At 76.3% G+C, this 17885-nt stretch carries 15 protein-coding genes; 9 read left to right on the top strand and 6 right to left on the bottom strand.

Features of this window, described 5'->3' with window-relative positions; genetic code table 11:
* Nucleotides 1-70 precede the first annotated feature (70 nt).
* Both AAHH18_RS01025 and AAHH18_RS01020 read right to left on the bottom strand, forming a co-directional pair.
* A complete protein-coding gene (locus AAHH18_RS01025) occupies nt 71-826 on the bottom strand; it encodes a hypothetical protein (RefSeq protein ID WP_343300245.1) in 756 nt (251 codons plus the stop codon).
* Entirely contained in the window at nt 819-1181 is a 363-nt protein-coding gene (locus AAHH18_RS01020) for a PadR family transcriptional regulator (protein WP_283318915.1), read from the bottom strand. The genes AAHH18_RS01025 and AAHH18_RS01020 overlap by 8 nt, the downstream gene beginning before the upstream one ends.
* A 129-nt stretch (nt 1182-1310) precedes the next feature.
* On the opposite strand from AAHH18_RS01020, the gene AAHH18_RS01015 reads away from it, so the two are divergent.
* The 7 genes from AAHH18_RS01015 (at nt 1311) to AAHH18_RS00985 (ending at nt 10270) form a co-directional block, all read left to right on the top strand.
* Nucleotides 1311-1913 (top strand): sugar O-acetyltransferase, encoded by a 603-nt coding sequence (locus AAHH18_RS01015; protein ID WP_283318917.1) that lies wholly within the window; start codon nt 1311-1313, stop codon nt 1911-1913.
* 263 nt (nt 1914-2176) lie between these two features.
* Nucleotides 2177-4675: a hypothetical protein gene (locus tag AAHH18_RS01010; protein ID WP_343300244.1), complete on the top strand. Its 2499-nt coding sequence runs from the start codon at nt 2177-2179 to the stop codon at nt 4673-4675.
* A gap of 104 nt (nt 4676-4779) precedes the next feature.
* The gene (locus tag AAHH18_RS01005; protein WP_343300243.1) at nt 4780-6843 is read left to right on the top strand and encodes a hypothetical protein; all 2064 of its coding nucleotides are present in this window, start codon (nt 4780-4782) and stop codon (nt 6841-6843) included.
* Between the two features lie 105 nt (nt 6844-6948).
* On the top strand, nt 6949-8301 hold the full coding sequence (locus AAHH18_RS01000; RefSeq protein WP_343300242.1) for a YihY/virulence factor BrkB family protein: 1353 nt from the start codon (nt 6949-6951) through the stop codon (nt 8299-8301).
* 88 nt (nt 8302-8389) lie between these two features.
* Nucleotides 8390-8866, top strand: a complete 477-nt coding sequence (locus tag AAHH18_RS00995) for a substrate-binding periplasmic protein (protein ID WP_283318921.1) — start codon at nt 8390-8392, stop codon at nt 8864-8866.
* Nucleotides 8863-9879 (top strand): cation transporter, encoded by a 1017-nt coding sequence (locus AAHH18_RS00990; RefSeq protein ID WP_343300241.1) that lies wholly within the window; start codon nt 8863-8865, stop codon nt 9877-9879. Before AAHH18_RS00995 ends, AAHH18_RS00990 begins: the two co-directional genes overlap by 4 nt.
* A gap of 88 nt (nt 9880-9967) precedes the next feature.
* A complete protein-coding gene (locus AAHH18_RS00985; protein ID WP_283318923.1) occupies nt 9968-10270 on the top strand; it encodes a DUF1540 domain-containing protein in 303 nt (100 codons plus the stop codon).
* Nucleotides 10271-10312: 42 nt separating this feature from the next.
* Here the strand turns inward: AAHH18_RS00985 and AAHH18_RS00980 are convergent, their stop codons facing one another.
* The 3 genes from AAHH18_RS00980 to upp form a co-directional block, all read right to left on the bottom strand.
* On the bottom strand, nt 10313-10978 hold the full coding sequence (locus AAHH18_RS00980; protein WP_343300240.1) for an SDR family oxidoreductase: 666 nt from the start codon (nt 10976-10978) through the stop codon (nt 10313-10315).
* 436 nt (nt 10979-11414) lie between these two features.
* The gene (locus AAHH18_RS00975) at nt 11415-11759 is read right to left on the bottom strand and encodes a hypothetical protein (protein ID WP_343300239.1); all 345 of its coding nucleotides are present in this window, start codon (nt 11757-11759) and stop codon (nt 11415-11417) included.
* 267 nt (nt 11760-12026) lie between these two features.
* On the bottom strand, nt 12027-12662 hold the full coding sequence (gene upp, locus AAHH18_RS00970; protein ID WP_283318926.1) for a uracil phosphoribosyltransferase: 636 nt from the start codon (nt 12660-12662) through the stop codon (nt 12027-12029).
* 346 nt (nt 12663-13008) lie between these two features.
* Here upp and AAHH18_RS00965 point away from each other — a divergent pair, with 346 nt between their 5' ends.
* Nucleotides 13009-13479, top strand: a complete 471-nt coding sequence (locus tag AAHH18_RS00965; protein ID WP_283318927.1) for a nucleoside deaminase — start codon at nt 13009-13011, stop codon at nt 13477-13479.
* A gap of 133 nt (nt 13480-13612) precedes the next feature.
* On the opposite strand, the gene AAHH18_RS00960 is transcribed toward AAHH18_RS00965, so the two are convergent.
* On the bottom strand, nt 13613-14983 hold the full coding sequence (locus AAHH18_RS00960; protein ID WP_343300238.1) for a type 2 periplasmic-binding domain-containing protein: 1371 nt from the start codon (nt 14981-14983) through the stop codon (nt 13613-13615).
* A gap of 247 nt (nt 14984-15230) precedes the next feature.
* On the opposite strand from AAHH18_RS00960, the gene AAHH18_RS00955 reads away from it, so the two are divergent.
* Nucleotides 15231-17837, top strand: a complete 2607-nt coding sequence (locus AAHH18_RS00955; RefSeq protein WP_343300237.1) for a glycoside hydrolase family 38 N-terminal domain-containing protein — start codon at nt 15231-15233, stop codon at nt 17835-17837.
* Nucleotides 17838-17885: the final 48 nt, after the last annotated feature.

The raw sequence follows: 17885 nt of genomic DNA, 5'->3' as shown, positions 1-17885 counted from the left end.
GGGGCGTCGTGCGTCCCGGAGCGCTTGCCGGGGAGCCGGCTGGTGTCCGCGGGACGGCTCGTCCGGGGCCTCAGCTCCCGGACCCGGCCCCGATGACGGCGACGACCACGGACCCGATCGCGGTCCACGCCAGCACCGTCCACGGCAGCAGCATGCTCACGCGTCGCGGGGCCGCCTCCTCGCGCGGGCCGACCACGGGGTCGGCGGTCCGGCCGCGACGCCCGAGGACCACCTCCGCCCCGATGCCGGCGGCGAGCAGCAGGAGGCCGGCGACCAGGGCCGCGGGTGCGGGCAGGTGCGCGATCGGTGCCTCGATGCGCAGCAGCAGCGCCGCCGGGACGAGCGCGGCGGTGACGCCGGCGCCGACGGTGACCGCGGCGACGACCGGCCTCCGGACGATCAGCCCCAGCACGCGGTCCGCGCGCCGGACGAGGAGCCCGCACCCGGCGGCCACGACCGCCAGCATCGCCACGAGGCCCCAGCTGAGCGTGACGTCGCCGCCCCGGGCGGTCTCGCCGACCGCCGTGATGACGGTGACCATGCCGAGGATCTCGGCGGCGAGCGGCGCGAGGTGCGGCCACCACCGCGTGCGCGGGGCGGGGAACGTCTCGGCGACCGTCCGGGCGTAGGCGGCGGGGTCTCCGAAGGCGACGTGCTCGGGCTCGCCGCTGTCCCGGCAGTGGGCGTCGATCTCGGCGAGCGCGTCGCCGATGCGCTCGCCCGGGACGTCGCGCAGCCGGGCCTCGAGGACGAACGCGTCGACCCAGCCCGGGTCGACGGCGGGCGCGATCTGCTGGGCGCCGGTCGGGCGGCGGGTGTCAGGCACGGGGGTCCTCTCCTCCGGGGGCGGGTGCGGCCAGGTGGGCGTCGACGACCGCGGCGAAGCGCGTCCAGCGCGCCACCAGGTCGAGCAGGTGGTGGCGCCCCTCCGGGGTGATCTCGTAGTACTTGCGACCCGGACCGCCCTCGCCGGCGCGCCACTCGACGGTCACGTGCCCGGCGGCTTCGAGGCGACCGAGCAGGGGGTAGAGGGTGCCGCCCTTGATGTCGCCGATCCCGGCCCCGGCGAGGCGGGTGGCGATGGCGTACCCGTACGTCGGGCCGTCGGCGAGCACGCGCAGCACTGCCTGCGGCAGCACCCCGCGGAGCCACTCGCCCGGCCACTCGCGTTCGTCGGTCACGTCTAGATCGTATGGCTGACTAGATCGGGAGGCAATCTACCGGGGTCGCCGGCCCGCGGACCTGTGGTCCCGGCTGCCCGCCTGCGTGGTCTGGGAGACTCGCCCCACACGACGAAGGAGGACCCGAGGGTGGAGCTCGACCTGGCGACGGCGCTCGCGGACGGCCGCACGGAGTACGACAAGATGGTGGCCGGCGACTGGTACCGCTACCGGTTCGGGCCCGAGCTGGCGGACATGACGACCAGCACGCAGCGCACGTGCCGCCGGATCACCGCCCTGTACGACGAGGACCGGCCCGCGGCCGAGAAGCTGTTCCGCGAGCTGCTGGGCACCGTGGGCGAGGGCGTCGACTTCCGGCCGCCGTTCTACCTGGACTACGGGCACCGCCTGCACCTCGGCGACCGGACGTTCGTCAACGCGGACCTCCTGACCCTGGGCGGCGGTGAGATCCGGATCGGCGCGGACGTGCTGATCGGTCCGAGCGTGCGCCTCTACACGCCGACGCACGTCCTGGACCCCGAGCTGCGCCCGCAGGGGTGGGAGCGGGTCTCGTCCATCACCATCGAGGACGGCGTCTGGCTGGGCGGCAGCGTCGTGGTCTGCCCGGGCGTGACGATCGGCGCCCGGTCGGTGGTCGGCGCAGGGTCCGTCGTGACGAAGGACGTGCCGCCGGACGTGGTCGTGGCGGGGAACCCCGCGCGCGTCGTGCGCTCGCTGCTGCCGGAGGGCTGACCGCCCGGCGCCGTCAGATCTCCGAACGGTCCCGCACGCCTGCGCCCGGCCGTTCCGGCCGCACGCGTCACTAGCCTCACCGCCAGACCGACGCGGACGCCCACGACGGCGCGGTGAGCTGCCGTGCCCGGCGTCCCGACGCGGCCGCGGCGCGAGCCGGACCGTGGGTGACCGGCGTGACGGAGGTGCGACCGCCGTCCGCCTCACCCGCGTCCGTCGTCACGCTCCGCTCTGCTGACGGCGTGAGAGACGAGGGACGGCCCATGAGCACGAGGACCTGGTGGCGGGACGCGCTGGTCGCGGTGGTGACGGCGGCCGTGCTGGCGCTCGCCGGCGCGCCGGCGGCGGGGGCCGCGGACGGCGACGGGACGGACCCGGCGGCGACGGCGTCGATCTCGGGGACCATCGTGTTCCCCGAGGGGCTCCAGGAGGGGTACTCCGAGGGCTTCGACATCCAGGCGTGGACCGTGGACGGCCAGGAGCCGTGGACGTACGGCAGCACGTCGGGCTCGGGGACCTCGTTCTCGATCCCGGGGCTGCGTGCCGACCAGGACTACGTCGTGTCCCTCTCGTTCTGGCACGACGAGCTGGCCGACGGGCTCTGGGCGGGGCCCGGCGTCCCGCCCGTGCGGGCGGTGGCGGCGGCCGTCGCGGTCCGTGGCGGGACGACGGACCTCGTGGTCGAGGCGCTGAAGAAGGCGTCACCGACGAGCATCTCCGGCACGCTGACGCTGCCGCCCGAGGTCGCGTCGGTCGACGGGACGCGCGTCGTCGCCACCGTCGGGCTCGCCGACTACGAGGGGGAGGACGCGGTGCGCACCGCGGTCGTCACCGGCTCGGCGTTCACCCTCACGGGGCTGAACCCCTCGTTGGGCTACCGGGTCTGCCTGGAGGCCTCCGCGTCGACGACCGCCGGCTGCTACCGCAGCGACGACGGCACGCTCGGACCGGTCACCGACGCGGACTCCGGCGCGCCCGCCGGCACGTGGGTCGACCCGGGCTCCGAGGGCATCGTGCTCAGGCCCCACCACCCGATGTCGATCTCCGGCCGGGTCGAGCTCCCGCCGGGGGTGACGTCGCTCGCCGGGCTGACGGTGCAGGCCGTCGGCCTGTCCTGGTGGGACGAGCCGTTCCAGGGCAGCACGACGCTGACGGGGTCCTCCACGACGTTCACCATCGCGGGCCTGTCGTCGTGGGAGACGTACGACCTGTCGATCACCGGGTCGGACAAGGTCTTCCCGGGGTACTACGTCTCGGACACGCAGCCGCTGGGCCACCAGAAGAGCGACGCCTCGCGGGTCGCGCCCGGCGCGACGGGCCTGGTCCTGCGGCCCACGGCCACGGCGACGCCGCTCACGCCCACGAACACGACGAGGCCGACGGTCCTCGGCACCGCGAAGGTCGGCGCGAGGCTCACCGCCAAGCCCGGCGGCTGGTCGGTCGCGGGGCTCGCCTACACGTACCAGTGGCTGCGCGGCACGGCGGCGATCAGCGGCGCCACGACGTCGACGTACACCGTCACGACCGCGGACGCCGGCCAGAAGCTGTCCGTCCGGGTGACCGCGTCGCGGTCCGGCTACCAGTCCGCGCAGGCGACGAGCGCCGCGACCGCCACGGTGCCGCTGCTCGTCGTCACCAGCACGAGCAGGCCGACGACGTCGGGCGCGGCGAAGGTCGGCGCGACGCTGACCGCCAGGCCCGGTTCCTGGTCCGTCTCCGGGCTGACGACCACCTACCAGTGGCTGCGCGACGGCGCGGCGATCAGCGGAGCCACGTCCGCCTCGTACCGGGTCACCGCCTCCGACGTGGGCAGGAAGCTCGCGGTCAAGGTCACGGTCCGCCGCACCGGCTACAAGGCCGCGAGCTCGACCAGCGCGGCGACGGCGCCGGTCGCCAAGGGGACGATCGCCGTCCGGACGAAGCCGACCGCGGCGGGCTCGGCGAAGGTCGGCGCGGTGCTCACCGCGAAGCCGGGGACGTGGTCGGCGTCCGGGGTGACGCTGCGGTACCAGTGGCTGCGCGCGGGCAAGCCGGTCCCGGGCGCCACGAAGGCGACGTACACCGTGGCCGCCGCGGACCTCGGGCAGCGGCTGTCGGTGAGGGTCACCGCGGTGAGGTCCGGCTACACGTCGGCCTCGGCGACGAGCGCGTCGACGGCGGCGGTGGCCCGCGGCACCCTGACGAGCACGGCCCGGCCGACCGTCACCGGGACCGCGGCCGTGGCGTCCCGCCTGACCGCGACGCCGGGCACGTGGGCGACGACGGGGCTGACGTACGGCTACCAGTGGCTGCGCAGCGGCTCGGCGATCACGGGCGCCACCGCGTCGACCTACACGCCGACCGCGGCGGACGTCGGCAAGCCGCTGTCCGTCCGTGTGACCGCCAGGAAGAGCGGCTACACGACCGCGACCGCGACCAGCCTCGCGACCGCGGCGGTCGTCAAGGCCGCGCCGGCGGTGACCGTCACGCTCACGCCCTCGTCCGCGCCCGCCGGGACGACGGTCACGGCCGGGGTGGCGGTCGTGGTCCCGGGCGTGACCAGGCCGACAGGGACGGTCACCGTCACCGCCGGAGGGACGACCACGACGGCCACGATCGCGTCCACCGCGGGCGGCAGGGCGACGGTCGCGCTCCCGACCCTCGACGCCGGGACGTACGACGTCGTCGCGCAGTTCACCCCGACGGGGACCACGGCGACGACCACGGCGGCCGGGTCGTCGGCCCCGGCGCAGCTCGTCGTCGCGCCACCCGCCGTGCCCTGACGGACCACGCCCCGCCCACCCGCGGCGCCGCGCGTCCGGGTGACCTGACACCCGCCGTGCGCGACGTCGACCCCGGCGGGCGCCTGCGCTGCCAGGATGCCCGCATGCCCTCGCCCCGCCGCCTGCTCGCGGCCGCCGGTGCCGCCGGTGCCGCCGTGCTGCTGCCCCTGCTCGCCCCCGCCGGGGTCTCCGCCGCGGTGCCGGTGGCCGCCGCGCGCCCCGCGCCCCCTGCCGCCGTCGCGGCCGTCCCCGCGCTCGGGCCGCTGCCGGCCGCCGAGGACCGCACCGAGGGCCTGCGGGTCGAGACGTCCGCGACGTACACGGTGGACCTGGCGGCGAGCGTCGTGCACGTGGAGCACGTCGCGACCCTCACGCACCAGACCCCGTCGACGGGCGCCTGGTACTACACGTTCGAGGAGTACGCGGTGCCGTTCCTGCCGGGCGGGACGGGCGTGACTGCGACGTGGGACGACGGGACGCCGCTCGCGTTCACCCTGGAGCCGGGGACGGACGAGTACCTGCCGGCCGTCGTCGTCGCGCTGCGGCCGGTGCTGACGTACGGCGACACCCGGACGCTGCGGGTGACGTACGACCTGCCGGCGCAGCCGCCGCGCGTCGCCACGTACGCCCAGGTGAACCCGGCGTTCGCGACGTTCCCCGTGGTGCTGGACGGCGACCCCGGCCTGGCCTCCGCGCGCGTCGTGGTGCCCGGCGTCCCGGACGTCGAGGTGGTGGGCGGCCCGATGACCCTGGCGCCCACCGGCGACGGCACGACGTGGAGCGCGGACGCGGTGGCCGACCCGGCCGCGTGGCAGGCCCAGGTCGTGGTGCGGGACGACGACGCCCTGGTGCCGGCCGACGTGGACTACGGCGACGGCGTGCAGGTGCTCGGGTGGCCGGACGACGCGGAGTGGCTGGCGTTCACCACCGACCTGGCCGGACGCGGCCTGCCCGTGCTGGAGGAGCTGGTCGGGCAGCCGTGGACGGTCACGGGCGGGCTGACGATCCTCGAGGCGGCCACGCCGAGCGCGCACGGGTACGCCGGCTGGTACGACCACGACCGCGGCTCGATCGAGATCGGCGACATGCTCGACGCGCACGTGACGCTCCACGAGCTCGCCCACGCCTGGTTCAACGGGACCACGTTCGAGGGCCGGTGGATCGGCGAGGCGCTCGCCGACGAGTACTCCGCGATCGCGATGGAGACGCTCGGCCAGGAGCGTCCGACGCCCGCGCCGCTGGACCTCGCACGGCCGGACGCGGTCCGCCTGGTCGACTGGGAGGACGCCCGCGCGGACGGGCCCGAGGGCGGCGCGCACGACGAGTACGGCTACGCCGCGTCCTGGTGGGTGGCGCACGAGATCGCCGCGGAGATCGGCCCGGAGGCGCTGTCGGCGGCCGTCGGGGCGGCGGTGTCCGGCGAGGACGCCTACCCCGCGCCGACCGACGACACGGGCGTGCGGGGCCCGACCGGGTGGCAGCGCCTGCTCGACCTGCTCGAGCAGGTGGGAGGCTCCGAACGGGCCGCGCAGGTGTTCCGCGACGTGGTCGTGCGGCAGGACGAGCTCCCGGTGCTCGACGCCCGGGACGCCGCGCGTGACGAGTACCAGCGGCTGCTCGACGCGGGCGACGGGTGGGCGCCGCCGGCAGCGGTCCGCGACGCGATGGCGGACTGGCGGTTCGACGACGCGACCGCCGCGGCGCCCGAGGTGCTGGCGCTGCTGGAGGACCGCGACGCCCTGGTCGCCGCCCTCGCCGGCATCGGCGCGGACGTCCCGGGCGCGCTGCAGGAGCAGGTGGAGAACGCGACGTCCGTGCCGGAGGCCGCCGCCGCCGTCACGGAGGCCGGGGAGGCCGCCGCGGCCCTCGTGGCCGCCACGCGCGAACGGGAGGACGCCGACCCGGTGACGCGGCTCGGCATGCTCGCCGGCGGCGTGGACGGCGACCTGGAGGCGGCGCGCACGGCGCTCGACGCCGGCCGGTACGCGCAGGCCACGGCCGCGGCCGAGCGGGCGTCCGGCACGCTGGCCTCCGCGCCCGCCCGGGCGGCCGCCGCGACGGGGCTGCTGGTCGTGCTGGGGGCGGGCGGTGCGCTGCTGGTCGTCCGGGGACGCCGGGCCGCCGCGCGCCGCGCGTCGGAGCCGCGCGGGGTGCCGGGCCCCGGCTGATCCGGCTCCGCACGGGGCCCGAGCCGGGCGGGGCCCGTCGTGCGCCGCCCGCGCATCTCGGCTTCACTCGACCGAGGGTGCCGCCCGCCCGGAGAAGGAGGCCCCGTGCCTGCCACCGTGCTCGTCGTCGCCCTCCTCGTGGCCGTCCTGGCCCGCCGCGTGCCGTGGGTCCGCCACCGGCTCCCGGTGCCCGCGTCCACGACCGCCGCGTGGCTGGCGGCCGCCGGGAGCGCGCTCGCGGTGGCCGACCTCCCCGCGGGGTGGCGGGCCGTGGCCGGAGGTGCGCTCGCCGCAGCGTCCGGCGCCGCGGCCGTCGGTGCGGCTGCGTGGGTCACCGGCCGGCTGCGCGGGCCGCTCGCGCGCCGCCGGCGCCGGCGCGAGGGGCAGCCGACGCTGCGGGAGCGGACGGAGGCGTTCGCCCGGCGGCACCCCGTGCGCGTCGCGGGCCACGACGTCGTGGGCACGACGGTGCGCGCGGGACTGCGGGCGGGCGACGTGCGCGTCACCGGTCTCGCCGCCGAGATGACGTACTACGCCCTCATCTCGCTGGTACCGATCACGACGGCCCTGGGCGCCAGCCTCGGGTACCTGCGGCCGGTGCTCGGGGACGCCCAGGTGGAGCAGCTCCGGTCCGGCGTCGTGGACACGCTGGCGGCCGTGTTCGCGCAGCAGGTGGCCGGCGACGTGCTGGTCCCGCTGGTCGACGGGCTGCTGGACGAGCAGCGCGGCGGGTTCGCCGTCGGTGCCCTGCTGGTGACGCTGTACCTCGCCAGCCGCGTGTTCCGGGCCGCGGTGCGGGCGCTGGACGACGCCTACCAGGTGCGCAGGCGACGCGGGGTGGTGGCGCAGTACGCCCTGGGCCTGGCGTTCACCGTCGGCGCGCTGGTCACCGTCGTGACGGTGCTGCTGCTGGTCGTCGTCGGTCCGCTGCTCGGCGGCGGTGCCAGCCTGGCGGACCGCCTCGGGCTCGGCGACGCGTTCCGGACGGCATGGGACCTGCTGCGCTGGCCCGCGGTGCTGGCGGTGACCACCGCGTTCCTCACGCTCCTGTACCGGTACGCCCCGAGCGCCGGCTCCACCTGGCGGCGCTGCCTCCCCGGGGCGGTGGTGGGGACCGCCGGCGTGCTGCTGGTCTCCGCGGGGTACCTGTCGTACGTGCGGGTCGCGGTGCCGGACACCCCCGGCGCCTCCCCGGACAGCGCGGCCGTCGTGCAGGCGGCGGCGCAGATGCTCGGGCTCGTGCTCGCCGGGGCCCTGTGGCTGTGGCTGTGCAGCATCGCGGTGCTCGCCGGGGGCGTCCTGGTCGCCGAGCTCGACGCGGAGCACGGCGGCCGCGAGGAGGACGCGGAGCGCGGTCGCCGGTCCGGGCGCCCGGAGGACGCGGGAGGCGCGGAGCCCGCCGCCGAGGGTCCCGCGCCGGGAGCCCGGGCCCGTCCCGCACGGTCCGGCACCGGCTGACGCGCCGCCCGGGCCACCCGCGTTCGACCGCTCCGCCCGCGACCGCCTCCGCGTGCGGTCCGGAGCGCCGGGGGGTTCACTCGGCGGCATGAGGCGTACAGCGGCCACGGCGCTCGCGGTCCTGCTGCTCGCCGGGTGCGGCGGGTCCTTCCCGGCCGACCCGGACGGCACGCTCGAGCGGGTCACCGGCGACGTGCTGCGGGTGGGCGTGTCCCCGAACCCGCCGTGGACCGAGGTGGGACCCGGTGGCGAGCCGTCGGGGCTGGAGGTGGAGATCGTCTCGGAGTTCGCCCGCACGCTCGACGCCCGCGTGGAGTGGACGACCGGAGGCGAGGAGTCGCTGGTGGCGGACCTGGCGGAGTCCCGCCTCGACCTCGTGGTCGGTGGCCTCACGGGTCGCTCCCCGTGGGCGGACCAGGCGGCGCTCACCACGCCGTACACGACGGTGCCCGGGCCGCGGGGTGAGCCGGAGCCCCACGTGATGGCCGCGCCGCTCGGCGAGAACGCGTTCCTGGTGCGCCTTGAGACGTACCTGCTGGAGAACCGGGAGGACGTGCTGCCGTGAGCGTGACGTTCGGGCACACGGAGCTGCCGCCGGAGCAGTCGCAGGCGCTGCGCCGGGCGGTGCGCCTCGCCTGGGGGACGATCGGGTTCCTCGTCGTCGGCGTGACGCTCGTGTACCTGGTGATGGGCAGCTCGCAGGCCATGAAGGCGGCGTGGACGGAGGACCTGCTGTCGTTCATCCCGCCGATCAGCTTCCTGGTGGCCGTGCGGTTCGCCCGCCGCCGGCCGACGCCCGAGCACCCCTACGGCTACCACCGGTCGGTCGGCATCGGGCACCTGGTGGCGGCCACGGCGCTGCTGGCGATGGGGACGTTCCTGGTCGTCGACTCCGGCAGCGGCCTGCTGAAGGCCGAGCACCCCCCGGTCGGGGTGATGCACCTGGGCGGTCACGTCTTCTGGGCGGGGTGGCCGATGATCGCCGCGATGGTGGTGACCGGCGTGCCGCCGGTGCTGCTCGGCCGGGCGAAGCTGCCGCTGGCCCGGACGCTGCACGACCGCGTCCTGTACGCCGACGCCGACATGAACAAGGCCGACTGGATGACGGCGCTCGGCACGGTCGTCGGCGTGCTCGGCATCGGGGCGGGTCTGTGGTGGGCGGACGCGGCGGCGGCGCTGTTCATCGCGGGCAGCATCCTGCGCGACGGCGCCACGAACCTGCGGGTCGCGGCGGCGGCCCTCATGGACGCCCGGGCGACGACCGTCGACGGCACGGACGTCCACCCGCTGGTGGGACGCGTCGACGAGTACCTGCGCGCGGTGCCGTGGGTGGCCGCCGCGCGGTCACGGGTGAGGGACCAGGGCCACGTCTTCCACGTGGAGTCGTTCGTCGTGCCCCGCGACGGGACCGCCCCCGGCCCGGAGGACCTGACGGAGCTGCGGCGGGGTGTGGCGGCTCTCGACTGGAAGATCCAGGACCTGGTGGTGGTGCCCGTCGAGCAGCTGCCGGAGCAGATGCTCCCCGGGGTGCGGGCGGAACCCGGCGAGGAGTCGCGGACGGCCGCCGGCGGCGGGTGAGCCAGGCCTTCCTTTCTAGACGCCCCGCCCGGCCGGGCCTAGCGTCGAACGGGACAGCAGGCACGCCCCCACCCCCGCGGAGGTTCCCATGAGCACGCTGATGGACCAGCCGCCCGTCTCCGAGTGCTCGGTCGACGGCTGCTCGTACAACCACGACCACGCGTGCAGTGCGGCCGCGATCACCGTCGGCGGCAGCACGACCGGCGACGCGCAGTGCTCCACGTTCATCCCGCTGAGCGTCAAGGGCGGGCTCGACCGCGTGGTCTCGCACGTCGGCGCCTGCCAGCGCGCGGACTGCTCCCACAACGAGCACCTGACGTGCGCCGCCGACGCGGTCCGCATCGGCGCGGGCCACGACCTGGCGGACTGCCTGACGTACGCCCCGGCCTGATCCGCGCCCGGTCCACGCCCGACCCGCGCGCCGGGCGGGAGGTCAGTCCTCCCGCTCGGTGGCGGCGGCCACCGCGGCCGCCACCGGCACGGCGCCCTCGGACAGCTCCAGGGTGAGGCCCGCGGTGCGCGGCTCGTCGAGCAGGGCCACCAGCACGGCGGCGACGTCGTCGCGCGGCACCGACCCCCGCGGGATGTCCGGGCCGAGGCGGACCCGGCCCGTGCCGGGCTCGTCCGTGAGCGACCCGGGGCGCAGGATCGTGGTGTCGAGGTCGCGCTCGCGCAGCGCCTCCTCGGCCGCCGTCTTCGCGCGCAGGTACGCCGCGAACACCTCGTCGGTGCCCGGCGGCGGCTCGGCCCCCGCCCCGACGGACGAGACGAGCAGGTAGCGACGGACGCCGGCCGTGGTGGCGGCGTCGGCGAGCAGCACCGCGGCGCCGCGGTCGACCGAGTCCTTGCGGGCCGTCCCGCTGCCGGGGCCGGCCCCGGCCGCGAAGACGACGGCGTCGGCACCGTCGAGGTGCGGCGCGAGGTCGTCGACGCCGGCCTGCTCGAGGTCGAGGAGCACCGCGGTCGCGCCGTCGGCCTCGACGTCCGCGACGTGCGTGGGGTTCCGGACGACGGCGACCGGCGTGTCACCCCGCTCGGCGAGCAGCCGGCTCAGGCGTCGGGCGATCTTCCCGTGGCCCCCGGCGATGACGATGCGCATCCGTCCACGGTAGGAGCGTCCGGGCGGGCCCGCCACAGGGTCGCGGCCGTGCAGGCCGCCGGCGGGCGGCGACGGCCGGCGGCGGCTGGCGACGGCCTGTGCCGCCCGCCGGTCCCCCCGGCCGATCGCGGGGTGCCCCGGGCCGCGGAGGGGTGCCACGGCCCGGGGCGTGACGCCCGTCGCCGAAGGGGGTGACGGTGCCGGGCGTCGGCGCCGCGTGCCGCGCGTTCCGGCGCGGGTGTGCCGGTGCGTGCGGGGCGGCGGCGCACGGCCAGGCTAGGCAGCGCCGGGCGTCACGGAGACCGATGAGTAGCGCGCGGAGGCGGAACCAGGTGGTGGACCGCGCCGGACTGAGGGGCGCGACCGACCTCGCCGGCGCGCCGCGCAGCGACTGCGTAGGGGTGCGGACGTGACCGGGGCTCCGGGTGCGCCCGGGTCACGCCCCCGCGGGACGGGGTGCCGCCTCCCGCTCCAGCGGCCGCAGCGCGGCGAGCCGGGCGCGGAGGTCGCGCACGTCGTCGGGGCCGGACGCGCCGGGCACGACCGAGAGCGCGGTGAACGTCTCCGCCGTGGGCAGCAGGTCCCGGGCCAGGTCGCGCAGCGCCTCCGCGACCTCGGCCAGCTCGGTGACGTGACCGGCGTCGAGGTCCGGCGGGTCGCCCTGCAGGCCGACGTACAGGACGAAGCCGGCGCGCGCGGGCTGCGGGTCGCGCGGCGGGCGGCGGGGGGCGGTCGGCGGGCCCGGCACGGCGGGCGGCGCGGGGGTGCGTGGACGTGGCACGGGGTGCTCCGGAGGGGTGCGCGGGGCCGCGCGGGACGGGCGGCCGGGTGTGGTCGGGGGACGCGGGGCGTCAGGACCGACAGCGCGTGCGGTGCGCTCCGGGGCGTACGCCGACGGACGCCGGGGTGGCGTCGGTCGGGCGTCGGCGGTGCGTCACGGCACGAGCGTGACGCACCGGGCCGGTGCTGTCCACGGCAATGCCCGGTCCGGTCTCAGCGGCCGAGACCGGATGACGGGAGGCGCCGCCCGGCGGGGCGGCGGGCGGGGTCAGACGACGCCGTAGAGGCGGTCGCCGGCGTCGCCCAGGCCCGGGACGATGTAGGCCTTCTCGTTGAGGCGCTCGTCCACGGCGGCGACGACCACCGTGACGTCGACCCGGTCGCCGACGGCGTCCTCGACGACCTTGAGGCCCTCGGGTGCGGCGAGCAGGCAGACCGCCGTGACGTCGCGCGCACCGCGGTCGAACAGGTACTCGATCGCGGCGACCAGCGTGCCGCCGGTGGCCAGCATCGGGTCGATGAGGAAGCACTGGCGGCCGGTGAGGTCCTCCGGCAGCCGGTTGGCGTAGGTGATGGCCTCGAGCGTGGTCTCGTCGCGCTGCATGCCGAGGAACCCGACCTCCGCGGTCGGCATCAGCCGGGTCATGCCGTCGAGCATGCCGAGGCCGGCGCGCAGGATCGGGACCACGAGCGGCAGCGGCTCGGCGATCTTGACGCCGGTGGTGCGGGCGACGGGCGTCTCGATCTCGACCGGCTCGGTGCGCACGTCGCGCGTCGCCTCGTAGGCGAGCAGGGTCACGAGCTCGTCGACGAGCTTGCGGAACGTCGGGGACGACGTGTCCTTGTTGCGGAGCACCGACAGCTTGTGGGCGACGAGCGGGTGGTCGGCGACGTGCAGGCGCATGGGCTCAACCTACCGTGCGCGGGCGGCGCCCCGCCCCGCCCCGGCGGCTCCGCCGGGCGCCACGGCACCGGCACGGGCCCGCGTCCGGCCGGTGCGTGCGACCGGCGACCGCCGGGTGGGTCCAACGTCCCGGGCGCGGGGCCCGCGCGGGCGCGACGCTAGCGGGAGCGCGCGGCGACGACGAGGACCCCCTGCCTGCGTCGTCGCCGCCGCGCACCCAACTCCCGTGCCGCACGCGCACCGTCGCGCGTCCGTTCCGGTGGTCCGCCGTCCCTCTCGGCCACCCCCGCCACCCCCCCGCCGCGGTGCCCGGTCCCGCCGCGCGTGGTGCGCGAGGATGGGCCGCATGTTCGCGCGCCCCGACGACCTGACCGCGATGGGCCTGGCCCTCACCGAGGCCGCCGGCTGCGCGGCGTCGGGGGACGTCCCCGTGGGGGCGGTCGTGATCGGCCCGGACGGCGCGGTCGTCGGCGCGGGCCGCAACCGGCGGGAGGCGGACGGCGACCCGACCGCGCACGCGGAGGTCCTGGCGCTGCGGGCGGCGTCGGCGGCCCTGGGCCGGTGGCGGCTCGACGACTGCACGCTCGTCGTGACGCTCGAGCCGTGCCTGATGTGCGCGGGCGCGACGGTCCTGGCCCGTGTGCCGCGGCTGGTGCTCGGTGCCTGGGACCCGAAGGCCGGCGCGTGCGGGTCGCAGTGGGACGTGGTGCGCGACTCGCGGTCGAACCACCGCGTCGAGGTGGTCGGCGGCGTCCGCGAGGAGGAGTGCGGGGTGTTGCTGCGCGAGTTCTTCGCGCCGCACCGCGGCGGGGCCTGACAGCGGGGGACCGGCGCGACGGCCCCGTGGGGTCCCGGCAGGCCCGGGACGTCGGTCCCGCTCCGCGCCGCACGGACGAGGGCCCCCGCCGGTGCACCGGCGGGGGCCCTCGTCGCAGGGGGCGGACGGCGGGTCAGCCGCCCGTGATGTTGTCGTACGCCCGCATGGCCGCGGTCTGGGCGTCCGCCAGCGCGTCCTCGGGGGACTTGTCGCCGAGCAGCGCCGCGGTGATGGCGTTGTTCAGCTCGTTCTGGATGTCCTGGCCGGCGGGGGAGGACCCGAAGGTCTGCCCGTAGTCCACGACGTCGTAGTAGGTGGAGATCACCTGGTCGAAGCCGGCGTCGCCGGTCTCCGTGACGTACTCGTCGCGGATCGCCTTGTCCGCCTCGGGCGAGCCGGTGAACAGGCCGGTGTTGATCCCGCCGTCCGTGGCGATCGTGTCGGCCCGGGCCTCGCCGGCCGCCATCCACGCGTCGTAGGACGTGAGGTTGAGCATCCAGGAGCAGGCGGCGTCCTTGTTCTGCGCCCCGGCGGGGATGACGAAGGCGGTGCCGGAGGCGACGGAGAACGGGTTGCCGTCCTGGTCGAGGAACGGCACGGCCTCGATCTCGATCTGGCCGACGTAGGCCCCGAGCACGTTCGGGTACCACTGGGCGTTGACCTGCGCGCCGACCTGGTCGGCGACGTACTGGTTGTTGTCGCCGAAGGTGTCGAACGAGTCGGTGAACGACTTGACCTTGGCGAAGCCGCCCTGGGCGTCGGTGATCTGCTTGAGCAGCTCGATGCCGGCGACGTTGGACGGGTCGTCGAGGGTCGGCTTGCCGTCCGCGTCGGTGAGCTGCCCGCCCTGCCCGAGGATCCACAGGCCGCCCTGGCCGGTGGCCACCGGGTCGAGGCCGAGCGTCGTCGGGACGCCGCCGCTCTCGGCGTACATCTTCTCGATGGCCGGGATGAGGACGTCCGGCTTCGAGGTGTCGATCTGGTCGTTGGTGACGCCCGCGGCGTCCATGACCCGCTTGTTCAGGATGATGGCCGGCGGCTGGTAGAACTGCGGCACCGCCCAGACCTGGTCCTCGTACCGCACGTCGTCGACGACCGACGGGTAGTACTGCTCCTCCGGCACGACGTCGTGCGCGGCGTAGCAGGCGTCCAGCGGCATGATCAGGTCCTGCGCCGCGTACGTCGTGACGTACCGGCGGTCCATCTGCACGACGTCGGGGACGTCGCCGCTGGCGAGGCGGGTGGTGAACTTCTGGGCGTCGAACGCGGTGGCGTCGAGCTCGATGTCCACGTCGGAGAGCTGCTCGGCGGCGTAGTCGAGCCGCGACTGGCCCACGTCGTCGGCGTTCTCGAAGCCCCAGGCGTTGAGCGTGCCGGTGGCCTCGGTGCTGAAGTCGCTGGATCCGCCGCCCTCCTCCTCCCCACCGCCGGAGCTGCACGCCGCGAGGGCGAGCGCGGTGAGGGGCAGCAGGGCGATCGCTGCGCGACGGCTCCTCTTGGTCATTGACGTGTTCCCTTCCTCGGCCACTGGGTCCGCGTCGTCGCGGGCCCACGGGAGAACCCTCGGCATCGGTGCCGAGATGGATGAAAACCTTCCCACATCGGACGCTAGTTCAGGGCCCTCGGCGGCGGCAAGAGCGGACGGATCACGGTGTGATCACGCCTGTCCGACGCGTGCTGACCATGGACTCGACACCCAGTCTGTGACTAGGCTCATATGGCAACGATGCCACAAAGACGAGGATTTGGCGATGCCCTCCGCGCGTGAAGAGTCCCGAGACGACCGCCTGGGCCACGACGGCTCCGGCCGCCCGCTCCCCGACGGCCCCGCTGCCGCCCGCCCCGTGCCGGGACCGCGGCTGCGGCAGGTCCTGCTGGTGGGTCACACCCACCACGACGTCGGCTACACGAACAGCCCGCGCCTGGTCGACGACCTGCACGCTGAGACCGTACGGCGGGTCCTGGACCTGTGCGACACGGAGGACGGCGACGGGCCGGACGCGTTCCGGTGGACCTTCGAGGTGGCCCGGCCCGTGCTGCGGTTCCTGGAGCGGGCCTCCGTCGCCGACGTGGAGCGGCTGCGCCGCCGGGTCGCCGAGGGGCGGGTCGCCGTGACCGGCGGCTACCTCAACATGACCCAGCTGCCCTCCGACGCGGAGCTCGGGACCGCCTACGACCTGCTGGACCGGCTGCGGGACGCCGGGCTCCCCGTGCGCACCGAGCAGCACGGCGACGTCAACGGCACCGCGTGGGGCACGGTCGACGGCATGCGCCGCGCCGGCGTCTCGCGGCTCGTGATGGCGCTCAACCCCGACCACGGCCGACCGCCCTACACCCAGCCGACCGGCTTCTGGTGGGAGGGGCCGTCGGGCGGGCGGGTGTTCGTGTGGCTGTCCACGCACTACGGGGTGGGTGAGGAGTGGGGGATCGTCGACGGTGACGCGACCGCCGCGGAGGCCCACGTCGCGGCGTTCGTCGCGCAGCTCGAGGCGCGCGACGACTACCCGTACGACACCGCCGTCGTGCACGCCGCGAACGACAACCGGTGGCCGACGGCGCTGTGGCTGGACGTCGTGCGGCACTGGAACGCCCGTCACCCGGAGCTGCCCATGCGCACGGCGACGGTCGACGAGGCGCTGGACGTGCTGCAGCCGCAGGCCGAGGCCGCCGACGTGCCCGTGGCCCGCGGCGAGTGGTCGGACTGGTGGGCGCACGGGCACGGCTCGACGGCGCGGGAGGTCGCCGTCTACCGGGAGGCCCGCAGCCTCGCGCGGGCGGCGCAGACCACGCTCGGCCTCACGCGGCTGCGGGGCGACGGCGAGCCGGCGCTCGCGGATGTCATCGGCTACCGCCGCGGGCCCGTGCGCGTGCGGTCCGACGCCGAGGTGGCGCGGGACCTGGAGCGCGTCGACCACGAGCTGCTGCTGTTCGGCGAGCACACCTGGGGCTCCTGGGAGACCTACTCCAAGCCGTACTCCACGTTCTCGCACTCGCACTGGAACGCGAAGGCCGGCTTCGCCTACGGGGCGTTCGACCTGGCGCGGGACCTCGCCGTCGAGGGGCTGTTCCGGTTCGCGGCCAGCGGGCCCGGTGCGGCGGCCGGCGACGCGGAGGTCGCCGGCGGGACCCGGGTGCTCGTGGTCAACCCGACCGAGCGCACCCGCACCGAGCCCGTCGACGTCGAGGTCGCCGGCCGCACCCGGGCCCGCACCGTGGCGACGGTCCCGCCGTTCGGTGTCGCGGTGGTGCCGCTGCCCGCGGCGCCCGGCGCGTCACGGACGGCACGGGAGCTGACCTGGGGCGCGTACCGGGTGGCGGTGGACCCGGCGCGCGGCGGCGTCGTCTCGCTGGTGCACCTGCCGTCGGGCCGCGAGCTGGTGGACGGCGGCGCCGGGCACGGGCTGGGCGCGGTCGTCACCGAGACCGTCGTCCCGGGCAGCACCCACCCGATGGTGGTGCGGGACCCGAAGGACTTCCACCCCGACTTCCCCGGCCCGGACTTCGACCGCCGGCACGCGACCGGCGACGAGGAGCCGGTCGTCACCGAGGGCGACGGCTGGGCGCGGATCTCGTGGCGGACCACCCCGCCGGGCCTGCCGCCCGCGACGACCACGCTGACGCTGTACCGGGACGTCGACGTGGTGGACCTGGCCGTCGCGCTGGTGAAGCCCGAGTCGTTCGGGCCGGAGAGCATCCACGTGGCGTTCCCGTTCCGCGTGGACGGCCCCCCGGAGTTCCTGCTCGAGACCGCTGGCGCGGTGTACGCCGCCGAGACCGAGCAGCTGCCCGACACCAGCAAGGACTGGTACTCGGTGCAGCACGCCGTCGGGGTGCACGGCGCGGCGGGCGGGCCGGGCGTGCTGTGGGGCACCGTCGACGCGCCGCTGGTGCAGGTCGGCGGGCTGCACACGGGCGAGTGGGCACGCACCCTGCGACCCGCGAGCGGCTACCTGTCGTCGTGGCTCATGAACAACCTGCACTTCACGAACTTCCAGGCCCGGCAGGAGGGCACCCGCACCTACCGCTACCGGTTCGCCGCCGCCGACGCCGTGACGCGCGAGGCCGTGCGGGTGCTCGGGCGGGACCTCGCCGAGCCGCTCCAGGCCCGCGCGTACGACGGCCCGGTGGCGTTCACCGGCCGGTCGGGTCTGCGGGTGGAGCCCGCGGAGCGGGTGCTGGCCGAGGTGCGGCCGCTGCCGGGGCCGGGTGGCGGCGTGCGGGTGCGGCTGCGGAACCCGGGCGACGAGCCCGTCGAGGCGACCGTCACGTGGGACGGGCCGGGCGTGGCCGGCGGGGGCCGGGTGTCGCTGGGCGGCCACGGGGTGGCCGACGTGGTGCTGCACCACCCGGAGGGCTGACCGGGGCCGCTCTCGGGCGGGCACGACCGGGCGCCCCTCGGGCGTGGA

Origin of the sequence: Cellulomonas olei (genome assembly GCF_039548315.1) — a bacterium.
GTDB lineage: Bacteria > Actinomycetota > Actinomycetes > Actinomycetales > Cellulomonadaceae > Cellulomonas.
Note: the sequence above shows the minus strand (reverse complement) of the source record. Positions and strands in the feature narration are given on the sequence as shown.

Bases quoted from the DNA above. Each gene is read 5' to 3' on its own strand.
- AAHH18_RS01010 (WP_343300244.1), top strand. From the start codon at position 2,177: ATGAGCACGAGGACCTGGTGGCGGGACGCGCTGGTCGCGGTGGTGACG.
- AAHH18_RS01005 (WP_343300243.1), top strand. From the start codon at position 4,780: ATGCCCTCGCCCCGCCGCCTGCTCGCGGCCGCCGGTGCCGCCGGTGCC.
- AAHH18_RS00995 (WP_283318921.1), top strand. From the start codon at position 8,390: ATGAGGCGTACAGCGGCCACGGCGCTCGCGGTCCTGCTGCTCGCCGGG.
- AAHH18_RS00985 (WP_283318923.1), top strand. From the start codon at position 9,968: ATGAGCACGCTGATGGACCAGCCGCCCGTCTCCGAGTGCTCGGTCGAC.
- AAHH18_RS00980 (WP_343300240.1), bottom strand. From the start codon at position 10,978: ATGCGCATCGTCATCGCCGGGGGCCACGGGAAGATCGCCCGACGCCTG.
- upp (WP_283318926.1), bottom strand. From the start codon at position 12,662: ATGCGCCTGCACGTCGCCGACCACCCGCTCGTCGCCCACAAGCTGTCG.
- AAHH18_RS00965 (WP_283318927.1), top strand. From the start codon at position 13,009: ATGTTCGCGCGCCCCGACGACCTGACCGCGATGGGCCTGGCCCTCACC.
- AAHH18_RS00960 (WP_343300238.1), bottom strand. From the start codon at position 14,983: ATGACCAAGAGGAGCCGTCGCGCAGCGATCGCCCTGCTGCCCCTCACC.
- AAHH18_RS00955 (WP_343300237.1), top strand. From the start codon at position 15,231: ATGCCCTCCGCGCGTGAAGAGTCCCGAGACGACCGCCTGGGCCACGAC.